The organism is Streptomyces sp. NBC_00285 (genome assembly GCF_036174265.1).
Lineage (GTDB): Bacteria > Actinomycetota > Actinomycetes > Streptomycetales > Streptomycetaceae > Streptomyces.
In genome coordinates this window covers 6,774,581-6,791,212 of sequence record NZ_CP108055.1, presented here as the reverse complement: position 1 = coordinate 6,791,212, position 16,632 = coordinate 6,774,581, and the positions used below count along the sequence as shown (strand labels likewise).

At 66.9% G+C, this 16,632-nt stretch carries 19 protein-coding genes and 1 pseudogene; 6 read left to right on the top strand and 14 right to left on the bottom strand.

The features are described 5' to 3' along the window. Positions 1-18: 18 nt before the first annotated feature. From OHT57_RS31545 to OHT57_RS31520, 6 genes are all read right to left on the bottom strand, one after another. Positions 19-411 (bottom strand): cytidine deaminase, encoded by a 393-nt coding sequence (locus OHT57_RS31545; RefSeq protein ID WP_328750039.1) that lies wholly within the window; start codon positions 409-411, stop codon positions 19-21. After that, positions 408-1,694, bottom strand: a complete 1,287-nt coding sequence (locus OHT57_RS31540) for an ABC transporter permease (RefSeq protein WP_328750038.1) — start codon at positions 1,692-1,694, stop codon at positions 408-410. The genes OHT57_RS31545 and OHT57_RS31540 overlap by 4 nt, the downstream gene beginning before the upstream one ends. Further along, a complete protein-coding gene (locus tag OHT57_RS31535) occupies positions 1,694-2,821 on the bottom strand; it encodes an ABC transporter permease (RefSeq protein ID WP_328750036.1) in 1,128 nt (375 codons plus the stop codon). Before OHT57_RS31535 ends, OHT57_RS31540 begins: the two co-directional genes overlap by 1 nt. Beyond that, complete coding sequence (locus OHT57_RS31530; RefSeq protein ID WP_328753379.1) at positions 2,818-4,344, bottom strand: ABC transporter ATP-binding protein; 1,527 nt, start codon at positions 4,342-4,344, stop codon at positions 2,818-2,820. Before OHT57_RS31530 ends, OHT57_RS31535 begins: the two co-directional genes overlap by 4 nt. Positions 4,345-4,545: 201 nt before the next feature. Further along, entirely contained in the window at positions 4,546-5,610 is a 1,065-nt protein-coding gene (locus OHT57_RS31525; protein WP_328750034.1) for a BMP family lipoprotein, read from the bottom strand. Positions 5,611-5,898: 288 nt separating this feature from the next. Beyond that, entirely contained in the window at positions 5,899-7,119 is a 1,221-nt protein-coding gene (locus tag OHT57_RS31520; RefSeq protein ID WP_328753378.1) for a M20 family metallopeptidase, read from the bottom strand. A gap of 347 nt (positions 7,120-7,466) precedes the next feature. On the opposite strand from OHT57_RS31520, the gene OHT57_RS31515 reads away from it, so the two are divergent. Further along, positions 7,467-7,697 carry an MYXO-CTERM sorting domain-containing protein gene (locus tag OHT57_RS31515; RefSeq protein WP_328750032.1) on the top strand — a complete coding sequence of 77 codons (231 nt, stop codon included), beginning with the start codon at positions 7,467-7,469 and terminating at the stop codon, positions 7,695-7,697. Between the two features lies 1 nt (position 7,698). Here the strand turns inward: OHT57_RS31515 and OHT57_RS31510 are convergent, their stop codons facing one another. Continuing rightward, positions 7,699-8,364 carry a DNA-binding response regulator gene (locus OHT57_RS31510; RefSeq protein WP_328750030.1) on the bottom strand — a complete coding sequence of 222 codons (666 nt, stop codon included), beginning with the start codon at positions 8,362-8,364 and terminating at the stop codon, positions 7,699-7,701. Positions 8,365-8,431: 67 nt separating this feature from the next. Here OHT57_RS31510 and OHT57_RS31505 point away from each other — a divergent pair, with 67 nt between their 5' ends. Next, a complete protein-coding gene (locus OHT57_RS31505; protein ID WP_328750028.1) occupies positions 8,432-9,280 on the top strand; it encodes an oxidoreductase in 849 nt (282 codons plus the stop codon). Between the two features lie 85 nt (positions 9,281-9,365). On the opposite strand, the gene OHT57_RS31500 is transcribed toward OHT57_RS31505, so the two are convergent. Continuing rightward, complete coding sequence (locus tag OHT57_RS31500) at positions 9,366-9,773, bottom strand: ATP-binding protein (protein WP_328750026.1); 408 nt, start codon at positions 9,771-9,773, stop codon at positions 9,366-9,368. A 223-nt stretch (positions 9,774-9,996) separates the two neighbouring features. Here OHT57_RS31500 and OHT57_RS31495 point away from each other — a divergent pair, with 223 nt between their 5' ends. The 3 genes from OHT57_RS31495 (at position 9,997) to OHT57_RS31485 (ending at position 11,813) form a co-directional block, all read left to right on the top strand. After that, on the top strand, positions 9,997-10,848 hold the full coding sequence (locus OHT57_RS31495; RefSeq protein WP_328750024.1) for a helix-turn-helix domain-containing protein: 852 nt from the start codon (positions 9,997-9,999) through the stop codon (positions 10,846-10,848). Positions 10,849-10,856: 8 nt separating this feature from the next. After that, positions 10,857-11,057 carry a DUF397 domain-containing protein gene (locus OHT57_RS31490; RefSeq protein ID WP_328750022.1) on the top strand — a complete coding sequence of 67 codons (201 nt, stop codon included), beginning with the start codon at positions 10,857-10,859 and terminating at the stop codon, positions 11,055-11,057. Positions 11,058-11,132: 75 nt separating this feature from the next. Further along, positions 11,133-11,813 (top strand): class I SAM-dependent methyltransferase, encoded by a 681-nt coding sequence (locus OHT57_RS31485; RefSeq protein WP_328750020.1) that lies wholly within the window; start codon positions 11,133-11,135, stop codon positions 11,811-11,813. A 239-nt stretch (positions 11,814-12,052) separates the two neighbouring features. On the opposite strand, the gene OHT57_RS31480 is transcribed toward OHT57_RS31485, so the two are convergent. Then, a complete protein-coding gene (locus OHT57_RS31480; RefSeq protein WP_328750017.1) occupies positions 12,053-12,781 on the bottom strand; it encodes an SDR family oxidoreductase in 729 nt (242 codons plus the stop codon). Positions 12,782-12,857: 76 nt separating this feature from the next. Here OHT57_RS31480 and OHT57_RS31475 point away from each other — a divergent pair, with 76 nt between their 5' ends. After that, entirely contained in the window at positions 12,858-13,235 is a 378-nt protein-coding gene (locus OHT57_RS31475; RefSeq protein ID WP_328750015.1) for a MerR family DNA-binding transcriptional regulator, read from the top strand. Between the two features lie 170 nt (positions 13,236-13,405). Here the strand turns inward: OHT57_RS31475 and OHT57_RS31470 are convergent, their stop codons facing one another. The 5 genes and pseudogenes from OHT57_RS31470 to OHT57_RS31450 form a co-directional block, all read right to left on the bottom strand. Continuing rightward, positions 13,406-14,104 (bottom strand): alpha/beta hydrolase, encoded by a 699-nt coding sequence (locus OHT57_RS31470; RefSeq protein ID WP_328750013.1) that lies wholly within the window; start codon positions 14,102-14,104, stop codon positions 13,406-13,408. 405 nt (positions 14,105-14,509) lie between these two features. Next, positions 14,510-14,962: a barstar family protein gene (locus tag OHT57_RS31465; RefSeq protein WP_328750011.1), complete on the bottom strand. Its 453-nt coding sequence runs from the start codon at positions 14,960-14,962 to the stop codon at positions 14,510-14,512. Positions 14,963-14,972: 10 nt separating this feature from the next. Further along, entirely contained in the window at positions 14,973-15,185 is a 213-nt protein-coding gene (locus OHT57_RS31460) for a hypothetical protein (protein ID WP_328750009.1), read from the bottom strand. 114 nt (positions 15,186-15,299) lie between these two features. Beyond that, positions 15,300-15,746 carry a hypothetical protein gene (locus OHT57_RS31455; RefSeq protein ID WP_328750007.1) on the bottom strand — a complete coding sequence of 149 codons (447 nt, stop codon included), beginning with the start codon at positions 15,744-15,746 and terminating at the stop codon, positions 15,300-15,302. Further along, a pseudogene (locus OHT57_RS31450) lies at positions 15,746-16,615 on the bottom strand (RHS repeat-associated core domain-containing protein); the annotation flags it as partial. The gene OHT57_RS31455 and the pseudogene OHT57_RS31450, both read right to left, overlap by 1 nt. Positions 16,616-16,632: the final 17 nt, after the last annotated feature.

Here is a 16,632-nt window from a genome sequence, read left to right as displayed (position 1 = left end):
GGAGGGGCCGCGCGGGAGTTACTTGGTGAGATGGTCCGGCCCGAAGGCCTGCGGGAGCATCTCCGACAGCGGCAGGATGCCCGCCGGGGTCTCCATGATCAGGTCGGGTCCGCCGAACTCGTACAGCAGCTGGCGGCAGCGGCCGCAGGGGACGAGGACCTCGCCCCGCCCGTCCACGCACGTGAAGTGGGTGAGGCGCCCGCCCCCGGTGTTCTGCAGCTCCGAGACCAGACCGCACTCGGCGCACAGGCCGACGCCGTAGGAGGCGTTCTCGACGTTGCAGCCGGTGATCGTACGGCCGTCGTCGACCAGGGCCGCCACGCCGACCGGGTAGCCGGAGTACGGGGCGTACGCCCGGGACATGGCGGCTCGGGCCGCCGCCCGCAGCGCCTCCCAGTCGATGTCCGTCACTTGCCCTGGCCCTTCCGGTAGCGCATGCCGTCCGCCTTGGGCATCCGCAGGCGCTGCGCGGACAGCGACAGCACCAGCAGTGTGACGACGTACGGGGTGGCGCCCACGAAGTCGCTGGGGACCTCGTCGGTGGTCAGGTACCAGACCAGGACCGCCACGGCCACGACCGCGCTGATCACGCCCTGGACCAGTGCCTTCTTGTACAGCTTCCAGCCGGCCATCGCGATGAGCAGCACGAACAGCAGCAGGAGCAGCGCGTGGACGGTCTCGCCGCCGTTGCGCAGCTGCAGTGCGTCGGAGTAGCCGAACAGGCCCGCGCCCATGGCGAGGCCGCCGGGCCGCCAGTTGCCGAAGATCATGGCGGCGAGACCGATGTAGCCGCGTCCGCCGGTCTGGCCCTCCAGGTAGGTGTGCGAGGTGACGAGCGCCAGGAAGGCGCCGCCGAGGCCGGCGAGGCCACCTGAGACGGCCACGGCCGCGTACTTGTACCGGTAGACGTTGACGCCGAGGGACTCCGCGGCGATCGGGTTCTCACCGCAGGAGCGCAGGCGCAGACCGAACGGGGTGCGCCACAGCAGCCACCAGCTGCCCACGAACAGCGCGATCACCAGGACCGTCACCACGGACAGGTCGGTGACGAAGCCGCCGAGGATGCCGGCGATGTCGGAGATCAGGAACCAGTGGTGGTTCTCGATGGAGTGCAGTCCGCTCGACAGGCCCGGTACGTCGAAGGTGGGCAGCGAGTCCACGGGCGGGGACTGCTTGGGGTTGGCACCCGCGTCGGCCGCCTTGCCCTCGGTGAAGAAGAGCTTGGCGAGGTACTGGGTGGTGCCCACCGCGAGCAGGTTGATCGCGACACCGGAGACGATGTGGTCGACGCCGAAGGTGACGGTCGCGACCGCGTGCACCAGGCCGCCGACGACTCCGAAGCCGATGCCGCACAGCAGGCCGAGCCAGGGGTTGGTCTGCCAGCCGATCCAGCCGGCGCCGAAGGTGCCGAGGATCATCATGCCTTCGAGGCCGATGTTGACGACGCCGGACCGCTCGGACCACAGACCGGCCAGGCCCGCGAGGCCGATCGGCACGGCGAGGCTGAGCGCGGCGGAGACCTGGCCCTCGGAGGTGAGCTGGTCGGAGCCGGAGATGACCCGGACCGCGGCGACGAGCAGCAGCGCGCCGGCGACGATCATCAGGATCTGGCCGACCGAACGGCCCGAACGGGGGCCGGCGTTGTCCGCCTTGGGCGCCGCGGGCGGCGGTGTGTCGGTCATCGTGGCAGTCATCACGCCACCTCCTGCTTCTGGGTCGGGGCCGCGGCCTGGGCGGCGAGCTCGGCGCCGACCCGCTGCTGCTGGCGCTTCAGGCCGTAGCGGCGTACGACCTCATAGGCGATGACGACGCACAGGACGATGACGCCCTGGATGACGCCGAGGATTTCCTTGTCGTAGCCCTCGAACTCGAGGTGGTTGGTGGTGCGCTCCAGGAAGCCCCACAGCAGCGCGCCCAGCGCGATGCCCACCGGGTTGTTGCGGCCGAGCAGCGCGATGGCGATACCCGTGAAGCCGATGCCGGTCGGGAAGTCGTTGCTGAACTGGTGGCTGTCGTTGAGCAGGGTCGGCATGCCGATGAGACCGGCCACCGCGCCCGAGATGACCATGCTGGTGGCGATCATCTTCTTCACGGACACACCGCTCGCGGCGGCGGCCGACTCGGACTGGCCGACGGTGCGCAGGTCGAAGCCGAACCGGGTGCGGCCAAGGACGAACCAGTACGCCACCCCGACGAGCACGGCGATGACGATGAAGCCCCACAGCTCGCCGGCCGCGCCAGTGTCGATCTGGAAGAAGTACGACGACTTCGGCAGCGGCTTGGTGGAGACGACCGTGCCGCCGGCCTGGAGTTCGGCGAGTTTTCCGGGCTGGAGCAGGTAGGCGATGATCGCGGTGGCGATCGAGTTGAGCATGATCGTCGAGATGACCTCGCTGACCCCGCGGGTCACCTTGAGGATGCCCGCGATGGCCGCCCACACGGCGCCGGTGCCCATGGCGCACAGGATGATCAGCGGGATGGAGATCCAGCCGGGCGTGGTCAGTGCGCCGCCGAGGACGGCGGCGAAGAACGCGGCGATCCGGTACTGGCCGTCGACGCCGATGTTGAACAGGTTCATGCGGAAGCCGATGGCCACCGCGACGCCCGCCAGGTAGTACGTCGTCGCCTTGTTGAGGATGTAGACCTGGCTGTCGCTGGCGGTGCCGTAGGTCAGCATGTCGCTGAACGCGGCGCCCGGGTTCTTGCCGGTGGCGAGGATCACCAGGGTGGTGACGACGAGCGCGGCGACGATCGCGAGCAGCGGCGCCGCGAGGCCCAGGAGCAGCCGCTCCCTGTCGATGCGTTGGGTCAGCTTCTTCATCGGGCGTCGTCCTCTGCGTGCTCCAGGTGGCCGGTGGCCGCACCCGTCATGGCGGAGCCGAGCTCCTCGGGGGTGATCGTGGCGGGGTCGGCGTCGGCGACCAGACGGCCGCGGTACATCACCCGCAGGGTGTCGGAGAGGCCGATGAGCTCGTCCAGGTCGGCGGAGATCAGCAGCACGGCCAGGCCCTCGCGGCGGGCCTCGCGGATGTGGTCCCAGATCGCGGCCTGCGCGCCGACGTCCACACCGCGGGTGGGGTGGGCGGCGATGAGCAGCTTGGGCGCGTGGCTCATCTCGCGGCCGACGATCAGCTTCTGCTGGTTGCCGCCGGACAGGGAGGCGGCGGTGACGTCGATGCCGGGGGTACGGACGTCGTACGCCTCGATGATGCGCTCGGTGTCGGTGCGGGCCGCCTTGATGTCGAGCAGCTGGCCGCGGGAGTTGGGCCTCTCGGTGACGTGGCCGAGGATGCGGTTCTCCCACAGCGGGGCTTCCAGGAGCAGGCCGTGGCGGTGACGGTCCTCCGGGATGTAACCGACGCCGGCCTCGCGGCGGCGGCGGGTGGGGACGTGGGAGATGTCGGTGTCGCCCAGCGTGATGACGCCGGCGTCCGGGTCACGGATGCCCATGATCGCCTCGACCAGTTCCGACTGGCCGTTGCCCTCCACGCCGGCGATGCCGAGGACCTCACCCTGGTGGATGGTGAAGGTGATGTCGTCGAGGACGACGCGCTCGACGCCGTCGAGGTCGGTCTGGGCCAGGCGCAGTCCGTCCAGCTTCAGCAGCGGGACGTCGGTGACCGTCGACTCCTCGGTCTCCGGCGTGGGCAGTTCGCTGCCGACCATCAGCTCGGCGAGCTGCTTGGTGGTGGTGCCGGCCGGCTCGACCGTGCCGACGGTGGTGCCGCGGCGGATGACGGTGATCTCGTCGGCCACGGACAGGACTTCGCCCAGCTTGTGGGAGATGAAGATGACCGTGAGGCCCTCGGCCTTCATCCCGCGCAGGTTGTCGAAGAGGGCGTCGACCTCCTGCGGCACGAGGACGGCGGTGGGCTCGTCGAGGATGAGGGTCTTGGCGCCGCGGTAGAGGACCTTGAGGATCTCCACCCGCTGGCGGTCGGCGACGCCGAGCTCCTCCAGCAGGACGTCCGGGCGTACGTTCAGGCCGTACGCGTCGGAGACCTCCTTGATCTTCGCGCGGGCCTTGCCGCCGATGCCGTACAGCTTCTCCGCACCGAGGACGACGTTCTCGAGGACGGTGAGGTTGTCGGCCAGCATGAAGTGCTGGTGCACCATGCCGATGCCGCGGGCGATGGCGTCGGCGGGGTTGCTGAAGGTGACCGTCTCGCCGTTCACCGTGATGGTGCCCTCGTCCGGCTGCTGCATGCCGTAGAGGATCTTCATCAGGGTGGACTTGCCGGCGCCGTTCTCACCGCACAGGGCGTGCACGGTGCCCGTGCGGACGGTGATGTCGATGTCCTTGTTGGCGACGACGCCGGGGAATCGCTTGGTGATGCCGCGCAGTTCGACGGCAGCTGGAGGGCTGGACGCGTTGATGGCGCACTCTCCTCGGGGGAAAGGGGCTGCATAGGGGAGGGCAGGCGTCGGCGACGCTAGCGCGGCAACTCGGTGCTACACGCGTAGAGTTGACACATTGTTATGGCTCGGCGAGGGGGTGGGTGAACGCCCCCTCGCCGAGCCGCGGTTCCCGCGGGAACCGTCAGGTCACGTGGTGGTCTTGACCTTGATGGTGCCGTCGACGATCTTCTTCTTCGCGGCGTCCAGCTGGGTCTGGATGTCGTCGATGAAGCCACCGCTGGTGGCCAGGCCGACACCGCCCTTGGCGAGGGAGTAGATCTGGTTGCCGGTCAGCGGCTTGCCGTCCTTGACGGACTTGATGAAGTCGTAGACGCCGACGTCGACGTTCTTGACCATCGAGGTGAGGATCGACGCCTTGTACTTGCTCAGACCCTGGATGTTGTACTGGTCCGAGTCCACGCCGATGGCCCAGGCGCCCTTGACGCCGGAGACGGCCTCGATCGAGCCGTTGCCGGAGGAGCCGGCGGCGGCGTAGATGACGTCCGCGCCGTTGTCGAGCATGCCGGACGCGGCCTCCTTGCCCTTGTCGGGGCTGGCGAATCCGGAGAAGTCCGAGCCGTGGGTCAGGTACTGGACGTCGACCTTGACCTTGGGGTTGGTGTCCTTGACGCCCTGGGCGTAGCCCGCCTCGAACTTCTTGATCAGCGGGGTGTCCACGCCGCCGATGAAGCCGACGTGGTCCTTCTTTGTCTTCAGCGCCGCGGCGACACCGGCCAGGTAGGAACCCTGCTCCTCGGTGAAGGTGATGCTGTCGACGTTCTTGGCGGTCGCGACCGCGTCGATGAGGCCGAAGTTGACCTTCGGGTACTTGGCGGCGACCTTGTCGACCGAGGTGGCGTAGGAGAAGCCGATGGCGACGATCGGGTTGTAGCCGGCGTCGGCGAGGTCGGTCAGGCGCTGCTCGCGGTCGGCCTCGGTGTCGGAGCTCTTGGCGGTCAGTTCCTTGATGGAACCGCCGAACTCCTTCTCGGCCTTGTCGGCACCGCGCGCGGCGGAGTCGTTGAAGGAGCGGTCGCCACGGCCGCCGACGTCGTAGGCGAGGCCGATCTTGATGCTGCCCTTGCCGCCGTCCGAAGACGAGGAGGAGGACGGGCTGTCGTTCTCGGAGGAGGTGCTGCCACAGGCTGTGGCAGTCAGTGCGAGAGCTGCGGTTGCGATACACGCAGCGGAAAGCTTGGCTACCCGGCGCACGGGAGGCTCCTTCACCTGACCTGAGCGCCTTGTCGGCGCTTCATGTGAGCACCATGCCAGTGCCCGGGCCTGGACGCCCCTGCGGCGTCGGCTTCGCGGCATCGTAACGCGCGTAGATGTCGGAAACAGACCTCTCCCGAAGCCGTTATCGATTCGAGGCAAACACCGTCTGAACTGAGGCTCTACGGGCGTCGCACACCGGGATTTCGATGTGCGCACGATTGGCTTACGAGCATGTTGCGCCGGTCGGCGGAACGGCCTCCGAAGAGGCCGTTCGTCACGCCCGGATCACTTCGCGGCGTCCAGCAGTGCCGCCGCCGTGAACAGTTCGACACCGACCGTGATCGCCGACTCGTCGGCGTCGAAGTCACCCTGGTGCAGGTCGCGCACGGTCCGCTCCCCCGGAGGACGGACCCCGAGCCGCGCCATGGCGCCCGGCACGTGCTCCAGGTACCAGGAGAAGTCCTCCCCGCCGAGGCTCTGCTCGGTGCTCTCCACGGAGTCGGCGCCGCGCCGGGCGGTCATGGCCTCGCGGATCAGCCCGGTGACGTCCGCGTCGTTGACGACGGGCGGGACACCGCGGACGTAGTTGATCTCCGACTTGGCGCCGTGCAGATTGGCGACCTCGTCGATCGCCGCGACGACGATGTCCGGGGCCTGCCGCCAGGTGTCGAGGTCCAGACAGCGCACGGTCCCGGAGAGCTCGGCGTGCTGCGGGATGACATTGGGGGCGTGCCCCGACTCGATCCGCCCCCAGGTCACGGCGAGGCCGGCACGGGTGTCGACCCGCCGGCCGACGACCGCGGGCACGTCGGTGACGACACGGGCGGCGGCGGTGACGAGGTCGGTCGTCAGATGCGGCCGGGCGGTGTGCCCACCGGGACCGTCGAGGGAGATCTCCAGCCGGTCGCAGGCAGAGGTGATCGCACCGGCCTTGAGCCCGATCCGCCCGGCGTCGACCCTCGGGTCGCAGTGCACGGCGAGGATCTTGCCGACGCCCTCCAGCACCCCGCACTCGATGGCGTCGGCGGCACCGCCGGGCAGCACCTCCTCGGCGGGCTGGAAGAGCAGCCGCACGGGCCGCGGCAGCAGTCCCCTCTTCTGGAGGTCGGCGAGGACGAGCCCCGCACCCAGCACCACGGTCGTGTGAACGTCGTGTCCGCACGCGTGTGCCCGGTCGGGCACGGTCGACCGGTACGAGCACTCGGTCTTCATGTCCGGGATGGGCAGGCCGTCGATGTCGGCGCGCAGGGCGAGCATGGGCCGCTCGCCGTCCCACTCCCCGATGTCACAGACGAGGCCGGTCCCGACGGCGAGCACGCGCGGCTTCAGCCCGGCCTTCTCCAGCCGCTCCTTGATCGCCGCGGTGGTGCGGAACTCCTGGTTGCCGAGCTCCGGGTGCATGTGCAAGTCACGCCGGAACAGCACGAGTTCGGCGTGCAGTTCGTCGCTCAGCGCACCGGGAAGCGCGGCTTCCCCGGGAAGATCGACCTCGGCCTCTGGTGACATCAGTTGCTTCACCCTCTTAAGCGTAGGACGCGGGAGTGGCCGACCGACCCTCGATCAACAAAAGTTCAACCTCCAAGAGGAAGAAATTTTGGCCGCTCGACGCATGGGGGTGGATGGAGATGGGTAGGAACCCCGTTTGTCCACGCATACCATGCCTACGCTTTCGCATGCTGATCTGTTCACCTTTCGGAACTCCGCGAGGGTGGAACCGGTGCGGAACGGCAACGGGGTCCCGGAATCATCACCACCGCGCGACGATTGCGCCACGCAGCGCGATCGACCGGCGTGAGCTGGGAAGCCTTCCCCCCATGAACGCGTGCGGATGCGGTGAGGATCAGATTCCCTGGATGCTGACGAAGTTCGGCTTCCTGGGCTCGGCGGCGCTGATCCTGGGAACGCTGGTCATCATGATCGCGGCGGGCTGGCTGCTGTCCTCGCTGGTGTGGCTGGTACGCCGACGCCACGTGCCGGCGCCGCTGGACGAGTCCTCACGGACCCCGCCGGCGGGCCTGGCGGGATTCACCTGGACGGAGGAGCCGCCGAGCGGGGACCGCCCTCGGCCGACTGGTTCTTCCTAGGTCAGCGGGGCAGCCCCAGCTCGCCTGCACGCAGCCCGGCCTGGAAGCGGGAGTCGGCCTCGAGTTCGGCCATCAACTCGGCCACGCGCCGTCGGTAGGTGCGCAGGGAGACGCCGAGCCGTTTGGCCGCCGATGCGTCGGTGAGGCCCGAAGCGAGGGCTTTGAGGATCATGCTGCCGTCGGCGTCGAGGTGCGGGACGTCGCTGCGCAGATAGGTCTCGAGATCGACGGCGGCGTCCCAGATCGCCCGGAACAGCGAGTGGACGCCGTCGACCAGGATCTGTGACGTCGTCACGGTGTACTCGCGGCCGGTGGGGGTCTCCCGGCCGGCAAGGATCATCACCCGCCGGTCGATGAGGATGGTCTCGTGCGGCAGCGGGGATGGGCTGATCCGAACGAGAGCGCCCTTGCTCCGCACCAGCCGCAGGTGCGCGCGGGCCTCCTCGTCGGCGAGTGCCACCGGGCTGAGCAGCTTCCGAGGGGTGAAGGCAGCGGGACCCGCCGCGCGTATCCGGTTCCGCACCGCGGCCCTGGCCCCGGGTTGCGACCAGGTCCTGAGATCCCGGGCGGCGCACAGGAACTCGGTCCGCGCGGACTCGAAGAGATGACCCGCGCGCGCGATCAACTCCTCATCTCCGCGCACTGAGAACACCTCTTCGTTCCGCATCCCGCCAGTCTGGCAGCAAGCTGCCACGAGCTCGGTGGGAGTCATGGCGGCGGACACCATGAGCGTCATGGCGATCAAAACTTTCTCCCTCGGCGGAGAGCTGACGATCAATCGGCTCGGATTCGGCGCGATGCGCCTGGCGATGGGCACCTTCGCCGGTCCTGCGCGAGATCCCGGTACGGGCATCGCGGTGCTCCGCCGGGCCGTGGAACTGGGCGTGAACCACATCGACACGGCCGGCTTCTACGGCAGGGACACGGTGTGGGCCAACGAGCTGATCCGTACGGCACTGGCCCCCTACCGTGACGACCTGGTGATCGCGACGAAGGTGGGGCCGTTGCCCGGGCCGAACGGCGTGCCGAGCGGGCAGGCGACGGCTGATCAGCTGCGCGGCCTGGTCGAGGCGGATCTGCGCTGTCTCGGTCTCGACCGGCTCGACCTGGTCTATCTGCGGGTCGGCGGGATGACCGGGCCGGGTGGCGAGTCGATCGCCGAACGGTTCGCCGTCCTGGCCGCACTCCGCGCGGAGGGGCTGATCCGGCACCTGGGCGTCAGCAACGTCGACGCCGCCCAACTCGCCGAGGCCCGGGCGATCGCACCCGTCGCGGCGGTGCAGAACCGGCACACCGGTGACATGGCACTGCTGGCGGAAAGCGAGGAAGCGGGCATCGCTTACGTTCCGTACTTCCCGCTCGGCGGCGGAATCGGCGGCGGCACGCCCGACGCCGAACGGCTCGACAAGGTCGCGGCACGTCTGGGCGCGACCTCAGCGCAGGTTGCGATCGCCTCGCTGCTGGCGACCTCGCCGACGGTGCTGGCGATTCCGGGTACCGGTTCCCTTGAACACCTGATGGAGAACCTCGCGGCGAACGAGCTCAGCCTCAGCGACGAGGACCTGTCCGACCTGCGGGGCTGACGGGCCGGCTCCGGAAGTGGCTTGCCTGCCATGCCCGTTGCCCTTGCAGCTTGGCCGACCCCCGAAGGACGCCCGGGGTCGGCCACTAAGCCGCGGCCAGTTCGCACCACACGTACTTTCCTCGATTGCCGCCCCTGGACAAGGGCTGCCATCCCCACAGATCGGCACAGGCCCGCACCAGCGCCAGCCCTCGGCCCTCCTCGGCGTGCGGCTCGAACTCCCCCGGCGGTTCGGGAGGTTCGGGATCCGCGTCCCAGGCCCCGATCCGCAACACCGCCGCCGCGTGACGCACCCTGAGCGCGGCCGGCCCCTTGGTGTGCCGTACGGCGTTGGAGACCAGCTCCGTCGCGAGCAGCTCAGCGGTGTCGACCAGGCGGATCAGGCCGTGCATGGTGAGGATGAGCCGGAGGGTGCGGCGGCTGACGGTGACGGCTCGGGGGTCGTTGGGGATGTACAGGGTGTATTCCCAGGGTTCCGGCTCGTTTTCGGGCATGCAGCAGCTCCGTTTCGGTGATCGGGGATGCGGTAGGCAGGCGGTGGCAATGCCGCAGGCGTCATGGCAGGACGGGACGGTGCGCTTCCGGGATTCCGCTGTTCCGCAGAGTGTGCGTCGCACCACCGAAAGTAGACCTTAGATTTAAGAAACGGCAAGCCGATCGCGTAATCTGAACCCGAACGAGTCGTGCCCACAGGCACGTTGAATCGAAGGGTGGTCGATGGGGACCAAGCGCGAGCCCACAGCCCGGCAGATGCGTCTGGCGGTCGAGTTGCGCAGGCTCCGCGAGGCGGCAGACCTGAGCGCCCGCGAGGCAGCGGCGCTGCTCGGAGTGAACTCCGTCCAGATCAGTCAGATCGAGTCGGGTGTCTCGGGTGTGAGCGAGAAGCGCCTGCGCCTTCTCGCCGCCAACTACTCCTGCTCAGACAGCGAATTGATCGGCGCCCTGATGGTCATGGCGACCGACCGGAGCCGCGGCTGGTGGGAGGAGTACCGAGGGCAGTTGCCCTCGCCGTTCCTCGACCTCGCCGAACTGGAGCACCACGCCACCTCGTTGCGGGAGGCTCAGTTCCTGTACATCCCCGGCCCGCTCCAGACGGAGGACTACGCCCGCGCCGTATACGCCTACCGGGTTCCCGAACTTCCCCAGGATGCGCTGGAGTTGCGCGTCGAACACCGAATGCGACGCAAGGTGATCCTCGAAGGCTCCACCCCCAAGCCGTACGAAGCCGTCATCCACGAAGCAGCGCTGCGCATCATGGTCAGCAACCGCGCCGCCTCGCGAGCCCAGCTCTTCCGCGTCCTTCAGCTCTCCGAAGCGGACCACATCACTGTCCGCGTCATCCCTTTCACCCTGGAAGAGTTCGCAGGTGCCGCGGGCGCCATGACATATGCGGGTGGAGCGGTACCCAGGCTGGACACGGTCGTACGGGACGGTCCTCACGGTGCGACCTTCATCGATGCCGAAGCCCAACTCGGCGCTTTTCGAACGCTCTTCCGTAAAGTGAAGGCCGTGTCGCTCGCCCCGGAGCGGTCGCGGGACTTCATCCACAGACTGGCGAAAGAGCTGTGAGGCACCCCATGGACACCCCCGGCAACTGGCGGAAGTCGTCCTACTCAGGCCCCGGCGACGGCGACTCCTGCGTCGAGATAGCGAACTCCCCCACCCACATAGCCATCCGCGACTCCAAGACCCCGGCCGGGGCCAACCTCACCTTCCCGACCGGAGCCTTCACCGCCTTCCTCGAAACGCTGAAGTCGCCGCAGTCCACCGCCCGATGACCGCCAGGAAAACTCCACGCGGCGCTCCGCAACTTCCCACCCGCCGCCCCGAGTCGCCCCGCTAGGGTGCAGCGCGTGAACGCCGAGACCCCCGACTTCATACGGGCCACCCGAACCGCGTACGACACGATCGCCGATGCCTACACCGAGCAGTTCTCGGACTGGGCCGGCATCCCGCTGCTGGACAGAGTTCAGATCAACGGCTTCGCGGAGCTGGTGAGGGAACAGGGCACCGGCCCGGTGGCGGACGTGGGCAGCGGCCCCGGCCACGTCACCGCCCGGCTCTCCGCGCTCGGACTCCAGGTCTTCGGCGTGGACGTCTCACCGCGGATGGTGGAACTGGCCCGCCGGGCCCACCCTTCCCTGCGCTTCCACGTGGGTTCGATGACGTCCCTGGACCTGCCGGCCGAAACCCTGAACGGGATCACCGCCCTCTACTCGATCATCCACGTCCCCGACGACCACCTCCCGAGGGCGTTCGCCGAGTTCCACCGCGTCCTGAAGCCAGGTGCGCACGCCCTGATCGGCTTCCAGTACGAGCCCGGCGGCGGCCACCTCCACCTCACCGAGCGCTTCGGCCAAGAGATCTCCCTCGACTACCACTGGCGCACCCCGGACGAGGTGGCGGAACACCTCACGGAGGCGGGCCTCCAGGTGATCGTCCGGGTACTGCGGGAAACGTTGAACGAGGAGAAGTACGCCCGGGCGTTCCTGGTGGCGAGGAAACCGGCGCAGGAGAGCGTCGCTGGCACGTGATACCGGCTTCGGCGTGCCAGAAGCTCGGCCAGGGCCGAAGGTAGATCCAATCTTCGTAAGAGCTGCTTTGCGGTACTGAGGTTGAACTCATGGACGGCTGCCTCGCCGAGACCGGCCTGACATGGCCATCGGACCCGCGAGATCGGTGCCACGAAACCACGAGTTCAACCTCAAGTAGCGGAGTTCGAGCGGCCGTTGGAGAAGCAGCCGACCGAAGTCCGTGCGGCCCGAGGGGCCCCTCAGGTCGCCATCAGCGCCGCCAGGGCGCGGTCCATCGCGGCGTTGAACTCTTCCGGCGTCAGCGGCAGACGGGACTTGATGTCCCGACTCCACTGGTCGGCGAGGACCTCGGCGGAGCCCGCCTCGACACCGTCGAGCGCCGCGTCGGCCAGGTCCGACGGCGCCAGCTTGTCCACGGGCCAGCCCGCCGCCATGTCGGTGTCGGCCAGGCCGAGGTGTACCGCTGTGACGAGCGTGCCCTGCTCGGCGAGCTCAAGGCGGACGCCGTTGGTCATGGCCCAGGCGGCGGCCTTGGTCAGGTGGTAAGCGTTGGCGCCCGCGCCCCCGAACCACGACATGGCGGAGAGGACGTTGACGATCGCGCCCCCGCCGTTCCTGGCGAGCGTTGGCGCGAACTCCCGGATCATTCCCAGGTGGCCGAACGTGTTGGTCTCCAGCTCGTGCCGCACCGCGTCCAGCGAACCGGTCACCAGGTCGGTCCCCGTATTGATTCCCGCGTTGTTGATGAGCAGCGAGACGTCCGGGGCGGCCTCGGCGGCGGCCCTCACGGATGCGGGGTCGGAGATGTCGAGGGGCAGTACCTCGACCCCGGGCAGGTCCACGGTCTCCGGTCGGCGGGCCGTCGCGTAGACCTTGCGGGCGCCCCTTTCGAGCAGACGCTGGGCGAAGGCGCGGCCCAGGCCGCGGTTGGCTCCGGTGACAAGGGCAACTGAGTTGTTGATGTCCATGGCCGGTACGCTAAAACCTGACGCTAACGTCAGAGGCAAGCGCTGGTCGTCAGGGCCAGGGGTGAGAGGAATCACCATGACCGTCACAGACGTCGCGGCCGAGCGGTTGATCCGCATCGGCGAGGTGGCACGAGGTGCCGGTGTCTCGGTGCGCGCCGTGCGCTACTACGAGCAGCAGGGGCTGCTCATCGCGGAGCGCAGCCCGTCCGGCCAGCGCCTGTACCGGCAGGACGCCATCCCCCTGGTCCGCTTCTTCCAGCAGATGTTCGCCGCCGGCCTCACCAGCCGAAGGATCAGCGAACTCCTGCCGTGCTGGGACTCCGGGCACACCGACGCCGAGCAACGAGCCATGCTGCGAGCCGAACGCGGGCGTATCCAGGCCAAGATCGACGACCTGCAGGGCGCCCTGGACCACCTCGACGGAGTCATCGCGATCACGGACACGCACCCGTAGGCAGCTGGTCCTACGCGAAGGCCTCCGGCTGGTCCAGGACCACGGGCATCACCGTGCACCCGCGGACAGTCGGCTGGCTCTCGCTGCGCCCCGACATGCGTGCCGTACGCAGCAACCAAATCTGCCCCGGCTCGCCGTCCTCTACGAGACGGCCGTCTTCATCTCAGCCGTCAACGAGTGGTTGTGACTCCTTCGTCTCGCCTGCGTGGGGTGTCGGTGGCGAGCAGTTCCTGCAGGAGTTCAACGATGAGATCAGGCTGTCCTACGAACGGGGAATGGCCCGTCTGCCACTCGCGCACGTCGCTGCAGCGCGAGGCCATCTTCCGCTGCAGGACCGGGTCGATGGCCCGGTCCCGTCCACAGACGACATAGGTGGAGGGAGTGTGCTTCCAGCTGTGGCGCTCTGGGACTCCTCGCCCACAGCCGGGGGCTTGCGCACGCAGCAGGCCAACCGCCCAGGCGGCGAGAGCTTGGGGACAGTCGCCGTAGAGAGTGTCGGCAGCCCGGTCGGGGTGCAGGCTGGTCGAGCCGTCGGGCTCGGGGTTGACCGCGTCCTGGAGGTGCGGGGACGCCCCTCCCAGACCGGCCGCGCTCTCGCCGACATCCGGAACGAAGGCCGCCAGGTAGACCAGGTGTCCCGCTCCGCACACCCCAGTGATCACTGACCCGCCGTAGGAGTGACCGAGCACAATCGGAGGCTCCTGCAGCGAGTCAATAGCTGCCTGGACCGCGGCTGTGTCAGCGGGCAATGAGCCCCGGTGGAGCTCGGGAACGACAACCTCGGTTCCTGCGGTCCGCAAGCGTTCTGCCACCACGGCGAAGTGCTCGGGACGGTGATACAGGCCGTGAACGAGCACCACGGCGGCCAATTCACCTACCTCCTCAGGTCGGTGTCAGGCCAGTGATCCTAGCTGCGGACCATGGCCGGCCATCACTCACCGCCTTGATCCACTTCCGATACACGTTCTACCGCCGCCAGGCAGCCCTCGACCATGAAGATCACGATCTACTGCTGGAGTACCGGGAGCACTGCGCTGGTCCTTTGCGCCAGTTCTCCGACAGGAAGACCGTGGATACATGCCCACATCAACAGACCGGGGCGTGGCGACAACTTTTGTAAGGCGCCCAGAACAGTATGGGGAAGCTGTGCTTCAGGTGCTTCCCAGGAGTGCGTCGTAAAGAATACCCATCGAAAGGGGATTCATCCCGCCCGAAGCAGAGGTTGATCGCATCAACATCTACTTCACGTTGTCGAACTGCAGGCAGGAGTGGCGTCAGTCTTCAGCGAGCTCCTTGCGGAACTCTGCGCACGCCTCAGGAGGACACAGGAGCAAGACAGAGAAGGTGACCTTCGTCCTCTCAGGAAAGTCAGGCTTCCTCGCCCAGTATTCAGCGGCACCCGAAAGTATCCGGAAAAGAGTGCGACGCTCATCAGGACTGCTGGCCAGAATAGAATCTGCGTCCTCAATGATCAGCCGATAGCGGGTTGTACTGATCCAGTTTAGATCCTCAATGCAATCACGCAAAGCGTTCCAGCTCCACCCGAAATAACTCGGAAGGCGCAGATTTTCATAAAACTGATTAAAAACACCGTCAGTATCCGACATTTCCAGCCCTTGCATTCTTGCGATAAAGGCGGAGCCGGTGGGTGGTAGAGCATCGATGATAGGAATGTTAGCGTCCGCGGAAATTACACGGATCCACGGAGGAGTGTCGCCCTGAAGCAAGAGATTCCACCTACAACTCGATGGGGCGGTAGGTGAGAGCCTTGTCCACCACTTCCTCGGCTCCCAGCTTGGGGGTGTTGTAATAGATCAGGTCGATAACACGAGGATGCAAGACACTCGACTTCAACTCCTCAATCATTCGGTCCTCCTCCCCTTCGGGAAGACCAGCATCGATGAGATGTTGAACCATGCGAACCAATTCCTCGCGAGTTTTCTTCACCATGACCCATCACCCTAGTCACCCACGGCTACGTCACCTCCTGCGACCCCAGCCGAAACCGCTCCTACGCCGACTTCACCGCCGACCTCGCGCAGTGGAAGTGACGAGATCCCATCACTACAGGGGTTCGCTGACATCCAGGCTGACAATCCAGTACTGGTATTCCTCAGCCGTTACGCCGCAAATGTGGTGCCCACTGATTGACCGAGAAACAAATTCCACCTTTCCTTGGTCATCAATCAGGCGTGACACATCGAATTCCGGTGTCCAGCGAACGCGCACCCATCCGACTTCATGGCTTCCCGTGCTGACAATCGTGATCAGGAAAGAGCCGTCTTCGGAAATCACTCCAGACAGCCGGGCATTCTGAAGCCAGAGAGAGTTCAGCCGCGAGGCAATGTCTTCTCCCCCCAGGGGAGTGCTGGCAACTGGCCGCACTTCAAAGTTTGCAATCGACATCCACGCCTGATCAACAGAAGGGGGTGGCTGATTGCCAGAGATTTCGATTACTTCCAGGCCGCTTACCTGAAGTTTCTCAAGCAAGACCTTCTCATGCCGGGACATTAATTCCCTCCATTGTGGAAGAAATGGTGATCTCCCCCTGGCTTGTCGAGCGCCCTGTACCTCTCCATGGTCCTGTAACCTTTCACCGTCCTATCCCAACCGAAATTCACTTCGCTTCGCGTCTGGTCTTCAAGCGTGCGACCCTTCGGCGCACTGGCATGGAAATGTGGTCCTGCCGGATCGTGCGTGTGTTCCACGATCACGCGGGACCCGTTCTCGGTCTCGAATTGACGGAAATTTCCCCAGTGGGTTTCGTCAGGAGAGTAGACGTGACCGGGCATGTTCTTGAGTGTCTTGTCCCCCATGACAACCCACTCTGCGTCCGGGGTCGTTCCGTACGGCACTCCCGCCACCTCAAACGCTGCTTCTTCCGCATCCGCACGCCTTTCAAACGGGTTGCCTCTTTCGCCCTTCGGGATGCATGGCGTGAGACCAAGGGGGTCAGCCCAGGTCAGAGGGTTGTCTACGTAGGTGGCGGGGTTGGGCGCGGGGGTGAGGCCCAGCGGGTCAGACGTGGTGTAGCGCGCCGTCTCGGGGTCGTAGTAGCGGAAGTAGTTGTAGTGAAGTCCGGTTTCGGGGTCGAAGTACTGGCCCGGGAAGCGGAGCGGCGTATAGGCGGTGCTGTCCGCCGTCCACACCGTGGTGCCCCAGAGGGTGCTCCGGGTGCGCCAGGCGATATCGCCCTGTTCGTCGATGAGTTCGGGCGGTTTGCCGACCAGGTCCGTGACGATTGCGAAGAAGCGGGAGTCGATCTCGTCCTGCGGGGCGTCTACGGCCGTGATGCGTTCCGTCTGGGCGATCGGCTGTCGGCCCTGGTGGTCCCACGTCAGCGTGACCGGGTTGGGGAGGGACAGGGACGTGCTGGTCTGTCGTGTTTACATGTGAG

Bases quoted from the DNA above. Each gene is read 5' to 3' on its own strand.
- OHT57_RS31505 (WP_328750028.1), top strand. From the start codon at position 8,432: ATGGCGATCAAAACTTTCTCCCTCGGCGGAGAGCTGACGATCAATCGG.
- OHT57_RS31515 (WP_328750032.1), top strand. From the start codon at position 7,467: ATGCTGACGAAGTTCGGCTTCCTGGGCTCGGCGGCGCTGATCCTGGGA.
- OHT57_RS31495 (WP_328750024.1), top strand. From the start codon at position 9,997: ATGGGGACCAAGCGCGAGCCCACAGCCCGGCAGATGCGTCTGGCGGTC.
- OHT57_RS31460 (WP_328750009.1), bottom strand. From the start codon at position 15,185: ATGGTGAAGAAAACTCGCGAGGAATTGGTTCGCATGGTTCAACATCTC.
- OHT57_RS31540 (WP_328750038.1), bottom strand. From the start codon at position 1,694: ATGACTGCCACGATGACCGACACACCGCCGCCCGCGGCGCCCAAGGCG.
- OHT57_RS31510 (WP_328750030.1), bottom strand. From the start codon at position 8,364: ATGCGGAACGAAGAGGTGTTCTCAGTGCGCGGAGATGAGGAGTTGATC.
- OHT57_RS31475 (WP_328750015.1), top strand. From the start codon at position 12,858: ATGACCGTCACAGACGTCGCGGCCGAGCGGTTGATCCGCATCGGCGAG.
- OHT57_RS31490 (WP_328750022.1), top strand. From the start codon at position 10,857: ATGGACACCCCCGGCAACTGGCGGAAGTCGTCCTACTCAGGCCCCGGC.
- OHT57_RS31500 (WP_328750026.1), bottom strand. From the start codon at position 9,773: ATGCCCGAAAACGAGCCGGAACCCTGGGAATACACCCTGTACATCCCC.
- OHT57_RS31480 (WP_328750017.1), bottom strand. From the start codon at position 12,781: ATGGACATCAACAACTCAGTTGCCCTTGTCACCGGAGCCAACCGCGGC.
- OHT57_RS31535 (WP_328750036.1), bottom strand. From the start codon at position 2,821: ATGAAGAAGCTGACCCAACGCATCGACAGGGAGCGGCTGCTCCTGGGC.
- OHT57_RS31520 (WP_328753378.1), bottom strand. From the start codon at position 7,119: ATGTCACCAGAGGCCGAGGTCGATCTTCCCGGGGAAGCCGCGCTTCCC.
- OHT57_RS31455 (WP_328750007.1), bottom strand. From the start codon at position 15,746: ATGTCCCGGCATGAGAAGGTCTTGCTTGAGAAACTTCAGGTAAGCGGC.